The following is a 9,190-nucleotide window of genomic DNA, read 5'->3' on the forward strand; positions in this document are numbered from 1 at the left end:
CTTATTACTGGGCACGACGTAATTTCCGAAATCCAGACGATCGTGTCTTAGGGTTTGCTTATACTTTCCTGGGTATCCGTATCCAATGTGCACAGTGCCATAAACATCCATTCGATCAATGGACACAAACCGACTTCAAAGAATTCCGAGGATTTTTCACGCGAGTTAATTTTGGTGTCAATCCGGAATCGCGTCAGGAATACACGGCAATGGTCAAAGAATTAGGTGCCGACAAGCTGCGTGGAAACCAACTGATTCGTGAGTTAAACAAGAAAGTGAAAAACAAAAAAATCGTTCCTCTCTCGGAAGTATATGTTACCAAAGCACGTCCACAGCGAACAAACAACAAAAACAAAAAGAACAAAAAAAGACGGGGTAACACCCGAAGTCCTGCGACCGCCAAGTTGCTGGGTGCTGAAGTCGTGGAAATCAATAAAATGAAAGATCCACGCGAAGCTCTGATGGAGTGGTTACGTCGTGAAGACAATCCCTATTTTGCTAAAGCTTTTGTCAATCGCGTCTGGGCCGCTTACTTTAATAGAGGGATCATTGAACCAGCCGATGATTTGAATCTGGCGAATCCTCCCACGAATGCTCCTTTGCTTGAATATCTGTCTCGTGAATTTGTACGTCGCGATTTCGACATGAAATGGCTGCATCGTGAAATCACTAACAGTGACACTTATCAGCGTAGTTGGAAAACCAATAAAACGAATGAACTGGATGAAGTTAATTTCAGCCACTATATCCCGCACCGTTTACCTGCAGAAGTTTTATACGATGCGATTCACCAGGCAACCGCATCTGATGATGCCATTGATTCTTTGAAAAACAGCCTTGATGGACGCGCCATTGGAATTGCCGCTTCCGGTGTTCGGAATCGGACCATGCGAGAAAAACAGTATGCCTTGACCATTTTTGGTCGATCCAAGCGTGATAATAACTGTGACTGTGATCGTTCGGTCGAACCCAGTCTGTTGCAGACCATGTATATCAAAAATGACAACGATGTTTATTCAGCCATTAACCGATCCAACAGCAGTTGGTTATTCCAGGTTGGACAGCAACTAGGGGCAGTGCAAAAACCTAATGCACAAAAAGACCGCGCTGCCACACGTGTTGAACAACTTCGAAAACAGACAAAAGCGGCGAAGCAACAGATCGCCAAATTACAAAAACAACCAGACAAGAAAAAGCAATTACAGCAGTCTCAAAAACGACTACGAACTTTGAACGCTGATCTCAAAAAAGTACAACAAATGTCCAAGCGAATCAAAAATTCTCCTGCTCGTCTGCAGACATTTGAAAAACCAATTCCCGCTGACAAAACAGAGGAAATCATCACAAAAACTTATCTCAGAAGTTTGAGTCGATTCCCTACAGACTCAGAAAAAGAAGCAGCCAGAAAGTATCTGAACGAGTCTGAAGATAAAATCGCAGGTGTATACGATCTGATCTGGGCAGTGATTAACACCAAGGAATTCATGCTTAATCATTAAATGAAATTGTTGAAAATCGATTGAGTCAAATACAACATAAACAAACAAATCAAGCCTGAGTCGCTATAGTCAGGTAAATCAACGCGAAAGGAATTCAGATGGCCATTTCAAAAACCTGCGATGGAGTCAAACGCCGTGATTTTGTCAAAATCGGAGCACTCGGTTTCACCGGTGTGACGCTCTCTTCTTATCTCAAAATGGTAGCTGCCGGCGATGCAAAACCGCAAAAAGCAAAGTCTGCCATCTTTATTGAGTTGTCGGGAGGACCATCCCACATGGATACGTTCGACTTGAAGCCGAATTCACCCAGTGAATATCGTGGAGAATTCAAGGAGATCAAGACGAATGTGGATGGGATTCAAATCTGCGAGCATCTGCCTAAGCTGGCTGGATGCATGGATAAATTTGCATTGCTCCGAGGTGTTTCGCATTCAGTTGCAGCACATGCATTAGGACGGTCTTATGTCAACACAGGAAATCGTCCACTGCCATCATTGGAATATCCCGGTTATGGTGCTGTCTTTACCAAAGAAAATCCAGGGCCGGATAATTTACCTCCTTATGTATCGATTCCTAATTCCACTCAAAAACCAGGTTTTCTTGGCGTCAAATACGCTCCACTCAATACGGGAGCGACTCCTCGCGCCGGGCAGCCTTTCAGCGTCCGTGGAATTTCATTGCAATCAGGATTGACGGTTGAGAACATTGAACGCCGTGAATCACTGCTGAAGGATATTGATACTACTTTCAACAGTCTGGAAAAGAATTCACAGCTGATTGAAGGGTTGGACCGATTTGGTCAACAGGCCCATTCCATCATCACATCCAAAAGAGCACGCAATGCTTTCGATATTTCGAAAGAATCTCCCTCATTTTCCAAGCCGTTTGGTGAATCCAGTTTTGGGCAAAGCTGTTTGCTGGCTTCACGACTGGTTGAGTCGGGGGTACGTTTCGTAACAGTTTCCATGGGTGGCTGGGATACTCATAGAAACAACTGGGATACGCTTGAAAATCGATTACTGCCTCCTCTGGATGCAGGTCTATCTGCGTTGTTTAACGGTTTGGCTGAAAAAGGATTACTCGAGTCAACAGCCGTCTATGTGACAGGTGAATTTGGACGAACTCCCAAAATCAACACAGAACGTGGCGGCCGCGACCATTACCCACGTTGTATGTTTATGCTGATGGCGGGCGGCCTTGTTAAAGGCGGACAGGTTCTCGGTAAAAGTAATGATAAAGGAACAGAGCCTGCTGACGAAGGATATTCTCCCGATGATGTAGCCGCTTCTTTCTATGAGAACCTCGGCATTGATTTTTCCAAAGAATATCACACGACTTCAGGGCGTCCTATCACGATCGTCCGTAATGGCAACGTGATTAATAACTTGTTTTCCTGACATTTGAAGTCTTCTAATATTTCAGCCAATATCAAAGTTCTATATCTGGCAATTTACGTCATTTCCTGAGGGGGAAAAAGAGCATGTTGAAAGTAACTAAAACATTTGTGGCACTGGCCTTAATCCTGGCTTGTGTCGCTTCCGTAGATGCGGCAGATAAAAAGAACAAAAAGAAAAAGGGCAAAAAGGGACAAAATGTCAAAATTCAGGCTTTACAATTTCCTGATACAATTGAGCTTACTGCAGAGCAAAAAGAAAAAGTGGGCGCTTTGAAAAAAGAATACACACCAAAGTTTGCCGCCATGCAAAAGAAAAATCGTGAGATTCTGACTGCCGATCAAACTAAAGCACGACGGACAGCGATGAAAGATGCGAAGGATTCTGGTAAAAAAGGGAAAGAACTCCGTGATGCTGTCAGTGCTGCATTAGATCTTTCTGATGATCAGAAAAAACAAATGAAGGAACTTCAGAAAGAAACGCGTGCTTTAAATGGAGAAGTCCGTGGTAAAGTTGCAAAAGTATTAACTGCCGAGCAACTTACAAAAATCAAACCTGCCAAAGGTTCGAAAAAGAAGAAGAAAAAGAAAAACAGCTAATCGAATTAGAAACAATGCTGATTCAGATTCACTCTGAAACAGACTGTTGAGGAATTCGTATGAATCAAATACCCCCGGCCCTTTAGAAGGAGCCGGGGGTGTTTTTTTAGCCTTAGCCTACGTTGAAAATGGGCATTCTCCCTTGTATGAATGAAAGAAAAAGAGTTGTTTTTACTCCTAAACCCTGATATAAACATGCTTTGATGCCAGTTGTGTTTTTAGTTCCTCATCTGAGAGTGGAGCGTCGTGGATGCTACGGCCTGAAAGAAACTTCTTGAGAGTCTACCTACCCCTCATCATTTTTTTGATGTTTTGCGGGATGGTCCACGAATGCGAACGCAGAAAATGCAGCCAGTAAAGACCGAGGTATTGCGTTTTTCGAAACGAAAATTCGTCCGGTTTTGATTAAACATTGCTACGAATGCCATGCTTCCGATTCCAAATCGATCCGCGGTGGATTATTACTGGACACTCTCGCCGGCACTTTAAAAGGGGGCGACTCCGGAACGGCTCTCGTTCCAGGCAAACCGGGAGAGAGTCTGCTGTTGGAATCCTTGCGATACGAGTCCTTTGAAATGCCTCCTTCCGGAAAACTCGCTCCTGAAATCATTTCTAATTTTGAAACCTGGATTAAAATGGGAGCACCTGATCCTCGCAAAGGAGAAAGCAAATCCGTTCGGCATGAAATTGATATTGAAAAAGGAAGAGAATTCTGGGCTTTTCAACCAATACAGAAACAGAGCCTTCCCATTGTCTCTGATTCCAACTGGAATCGATCTGGGATTGACCGTTTCATTCGGGCAGCACAGGAAAAGCAAAAGCTGACTCCGGCTCCTGAAGCAGATCGTGTTACCTTGATCCGTCGTCTGTACTACGATTTAACTGGTCTCCCTCCCACGCCCAGACAAATAGACCAATTCCTGAATGATCAGAGTGAAGATGCAACCGCGCGTCTGGTTGATCAATTATTAGAGTCCCTGCATTTTGGAGAACGCTGGGGCCGTTATTGGCTGGATATTGCCCGTTACTCACAATCAACGGGAGGTGGGCGCTCACTCCTTTATCAATCCGCCTGGCGCTACCGAAATTATGTGATCGATTCATTCAATCAAGATAAGCCGTTTGACGAGTTTATTCTGGAACAGATTGCCGGTGATTTACTGGAATCGAAGGATTACCTGCAACAACGAGAACGCTGGCTGGCAACAGGTTTTCTGCTGTTAGGACCTTCGAATTATGAACAGCAAGACAAAGAGCTGTTACGGATGGACGTGATTGACGAACAGATTCAAACTGTTGGAAAAGCATTTCTGGCGATGACTCTGGGTTGTGCACGCTGCCACGATCATAAATTCGACCCGGTTCCTGCCTCAGATTATTATGCGTTAGCTGGTATCTTTCGCAGTTCCCATTTTTTAACCCCCGGGAATGTCTCCGGCTGGACGAAGCGTCCCTTGCCATTGCCTCCGAAACAGCAGCACGCTATCGACGAGTTTAATCAGACTCTGGCAAGTCTGACTGCACAGAAAGAGGCTAAGCAAAAAGAATTAGAACAACTGAAACAAGAAATCAATACGATTACCATTGATGACACTTCGGCGACGCTCGTTGGAAACTGGCAGCAATCGACTTATATTAAGAACTATATCGGAAAAGGATATATACACGATCAACACGCCGCCAAAGGGAAAAAACAAGTCAAATTTACCCCTCATCAGCTCAAATCGGGACGGTACGACGTACAGCTGGCTTATAATTCCGATCAATCGCGGGCTTCGCGTGTTCCAGTCACCATCAAAACATCGAAAAAGACACATACCGTTTATGTAAATCAGAGGCTCAAACCGACGGATGGCGCGTACGCATCCTTAGGTTCCTTTGATTTTACAGGTGCGAAAAATGAAGAGATCATTGTTTCCAATGAAGGGACTGATGGTTATGTGATTGTCGACGCTATCCGTTTTATATCTGCTCCCGTTGAACCCACTCCCAAAAATCAGCAACAAGCGGCAGTCATTCAAAGTAAACAAAGAATGCTGAATATCAAAACGACAAAAAAACAGATTAAGGAATTGTCCGCGAAGATTGCAGAAAAAAAGAAGTCCGCTCCCAAAGCGATTCCCGAAATCATGTCTATATACGAGAGTGACGAACCGGGAGATTATCACCTGTTGATTCGAGGCGACGTGCATCATCTGGGCAAAAAAGTTCCCCGCGGCTTTGTTCGTGTTGCTCAGACTTCCGATCCTGTTTCGATACCTGAAAATACCAGTGGCCGACTGGAATTGGCGCAATGGATTGCTAGCCCACAAAATCCTCTTACCGCGCGCGTCTATGTGAATCGAATCTGGCATCATTTATTTGGTGAAGGCCTGGTGCGTACGGTCGATAACTTCGGCTTCCGCGGCGAGACTCCCTCACATCCCGAATTGCTTGATTTTCTGGCTTTGAAATTAGTGGAAAACAACTGGTCCACCAAATCAATCATCCGTGAAATTGTCCTTTCGAAAACCTATCAACTTTCCAGTCAGTCGACTAAAAACCAGCGTGAAGCTGACCCTACGAATCGCTATTTAACTCATCAAAACCATCGTCGACTAGATGCAGAAGCCATTCGTGACACAATCTTGTATGTCAGTGGAAAGCTTGATCTTTCACAGCACGAGCAAACAATCAAGCCTGATACCAAAACCGAGTACGGCTACTTGTTCCATGATCATTTTCGAAGTGTTTATATTCCCGTTTTTCGCAATTGCTTACACGATTTACTGGCGATTTTTGATTTTCCGGACCCTAACTTATCTCTCGGACGTCGTAATACCAGCACACTCTCAACACAGGCTCTGTTCCTCATGAACAATCCGTTTGTAATTGAACAATCAAAAAACATTGCTCAACGGTTGATTAATGAATTTCCGGAAGACCAGCCAGATCGGATTGACGCGTTGTTTCGAACTACCCTCGGGCGGTTGCCTGATTCATCTGAAAAAGCAAATGCCGAACGTTATATAAATCAATCACAGTCAACGGGCGATCAGACGGAACTCGAAACCTGGAGCGCCTTCTGCCAAACCATCATTGCCTGTATTGATTTTCGATACATCAAATAGCCAACACCTATTTCAAGTACCTGGAGTATTTCCATGTTGGAAGAACATGTTCCTGTTTCTCGACGAATGCTGTTGCGTTCGTCAGCCTGTGGCTTTGGCTCGCTGGCATTCTCCGGGCTTCTTTCGCGCGCAAATGGAAATTCTCCCAGCGTTTCTCTCGGAAATCCATTGGCACCACAACAGCCTATGTTTGCACCTCGTGCAAAACGGATCATTTTCATCTTCATGCAGGGCGGTCCGAGTCATGTTGATACCTTTGACTACAAGCCGCTTCTGGAAAAGAAACATGGAGAAGAGCTTGAATTTAAAGATGCAAGAAAGATCGCAAAGACGGGAACGTTCGGCAAAGAAAAGATCATGCAGTCACCCTGGAAGTTTCGGCAATACGGTGAATGCGGCCATTGGGTATCCGATCTTTTTCCTGAAATTGGTAAGCACGTTGATGACCTCTGTTTTATTCGGAGCATGCATACTACTGGCGTGGCGCATGGACCGAGTACATTGTTTCTGCATACGGGCACAACAAATTTGATCATGCCTTCAATGGGATCCTGGATTACTTACGGGCTCGGTACAGAAAACGAAAACATACCCGGTTTCATCACCATCTCTCCCTCTTCATCCAATGGTGGGCCACGAAATTTTTCGAACGCATTTCTCCCTTCGCATTTTCAGGGAACGGCTTTGGGAAGAGCAGGGCAGCCCGCAAGTAAAGCCCGCTTCAATAATATTACGAATGCCCAATCGTCTCTTAGTAAACAACGCGCTCAACTGAATCTCCTGCAATCACTCAATCGAAGCCAGTTGGAATCCCATAAAGAAGATGACGAGCTAGCCGCCGTTATCAATTCATTCGAGCTGGCTTTTCGGATGCAGCAACATGCCCCCGGATTGACCGACCTGTCGGGAGAGTCAAAATCAACATTCGATTTATATGGAATCGGGCAGGCAGAAACTGACGATTTTGGGCGCCAGTGTCTGCTGGCACGACGCATGACTGAAGCGGGCACACGTTATATACAAGTCAACTATGCCGACAATGGAAATAATCCACGGTGGGATCAACACAGCAAAATTCAGAAACACGCATTTCATGCAAAAGCGAGTGATAAACCAGTTGCTGGACTCATACAAGACATGAAGCAACGAGGGCTCCTGGAAGACACCTTGATCTGGTGGGGAGGCGAGTTTGGCCGAAACCCCTTTACGCAGGGCGCCGATGGTCGCGACCACAATCCAAAAGGCTTTACTCATTTTCTCTGCGGTGGGGGTGTCAAATCGGGATTTTCGTATGGAGCCACTGATGAGTTTGGCCATGAAGCTGTCGAAAACAAGGTCCACATGCATGATTTACATGCGACAATACTTCACTTGCTGGGCATCGACCACGAACGACTGACTTACCGACATGCAGGTCGAGATTTTCGCCTGACTGATGTCGAAGGACATGTCGTCAGCGATTTGTTTGCATAACCGATTAGTGGATTTCGCTTCTCGTCAGAGTGCTATGGATAGCGTTTCTGAAGTTCTTCAGCTTCTGCTATCAGACGATTATCAAATGTAAAACCAAGTGAAGCGTATTGTTCCTGAATCTGCTCCATGCCCTGCTTAACCATAATCAGATCACATCCACGGCAGATGAATTTTGCTCCTAGATCAAATAACATCTGCGTGTGCTCTGGAGTCCCGCTCACTGTCCCCCACCACTTACCAGCATTTTCAGCCGCTTCGGAAACGCGGCGATAGGCGTCGGTGATTAATGGATGATCAAATTGATAGGGTATGCCTGCCATTACACTCAAATCCCCGGGGCCCAGCATCAACACATCGATCCCGGGTACACTGGCGATCGCTTCCGCCTGCTCAAGAGCATTGGTCGACTCTAACTGCGCAATTAACAGCGTGTGTTCATTTGCCGCTTTCAGATAAGCGGGCATGGGCATACAGCAATAGGGGTTATCGCCATTAGCTCCATCGACGCCACGTTCACCTTCAGGGGCAAATTTCGCCCAACGAACAAGTTCTGCAGCTTCCTCGGCTGATTCACAACGCGGGTACATAATTCCCTGGGCGCCCGCTTCAAGTAAGCGTCCCATTCGCATGAACTCGCCTTTCGCCGGACGCGCGATGATGTCTGATGTACCGACTCGGGCAGCCCGCATTAAATTGGCTGCTGTCTCACCACTTGTCGAATGGTGTTCCACATCCAGCCAGATGCCATCAAAGCCCATTGAACTGACAAGCTCATACACAGTAGGATCAGTGAGGTGACAACAGGTAATCAGAGCAGGCTCACCACGGTTTAATTTTTCTTTTACTCGGCTTAGTCTCATCTGCTACTGGCTCCTTGCTGCTGTATTTCCTGGGTGGATCGATGAAGGTCTCAATTCGTTTCAGACCTGGAGAATATATTCTCAGCGGATATTATTCACTGTTTACTTCTGGTAGATAATGTCGAAGCTGTAATCGTATTAATGCGCGAGCGCGTTCGACGTCGCGGTCATGAATTGCTGCCGCGAGTTCGATGTGCTCCCAGGCAATGCGTTCGGTGCTGGTTTTATCGAGGGGCGCAGGTATTGCAATGTTAC

6 protein-coding genes are annotated in these 9,190 nt (G+C 45.7%); 5 read left to right on the top strand and 1 reads right to left on the bottom strand.

What is annotated here, in order from left to right:
- The 5 genes from Q0668_RS15630 to Q0668_RS15650 all read left to right on the top strand — a co-directional run.
- Positions 1–1,499 (top strand): DUF1553 domain-containing protein (locus Q0668_RS15630; protein ID WP_298866331.1); only part of this gene is annotated, 1,499 nt, incomplete at its 5' end.
- Between the two features lie 98 nt (positions 1,500–1,597).
- The gene (locus tag Q0668_RS15635) at positions 1,598–2,896 is read left to right on the top strand and encodes a DUF1501 domain-containing protein (protein ID WP_298866333.1); all 1,299 of its coding nucleotides are present in this window, start codon (positions 1,598–1,600) and stop codon (positions 2,894–2,896) included.
- A gap of 83 nt (positions 2,897–2,979) precedes the next feature.
- Positions 2,980–3,492 (top strand): hypothetical protein, encoded by a 513-nt coding sequence (locus Q0668_RS15640; protein ID WP_298866335.1) that lies wholly within the window; start codon positions 2,980–2,982, stop codon positions 3,490–3,492.
- Between the two features lie 401 nt (positions 3,493–3,893).
- Entirely contained in the window at positions 3,894–6,602 is a 2,709-nt protein-coding gene (locus tag Q0668_RS15645) for a DUF1553 domain-containing protein (protein WP_298866337.1), read from the top strand.
- Between the two features lie 33 nt (positions 6,603–6,635).
- Positions 6,636–8,075: a DUF1501 domain-containing protein gene (locus Q0668_RS15650; RefSeq protein ID WP_298866339.1), complete on the top strand. Its 1,440-nt coding sequence runs from the start codon at positions 6,636–6,638 to the stop codon at positions 8,073–8,075.
- 32 nt (positions 8,076–8,107) lie between these two features.
- Here the strand turns inward: Q0668_RS15650 and Q0668_RS15655 are convergent, their stop codons facing one another.
- Positions 8,108–8,935, bottom strand: coding sequence for an aldolase/citrate lyase family protein (locus Q0668_RS15655; protein WP_298866341.1), 828 nt, complete (start codon positions 8,933–8,935; stop codon positions 8,108–8,110).
- Between the last annotated feature and the right edge of the window lie 255 nt (positions 8,936–9,190).

Source organism: uncultured Gimesia sp., from assembly GCF_937910335.1.
Classification (GTDB): Bacteria; Planctomycetota; Planctomycetia; order Planctomycetales; family Planctomycetaceae; genus Gimesia.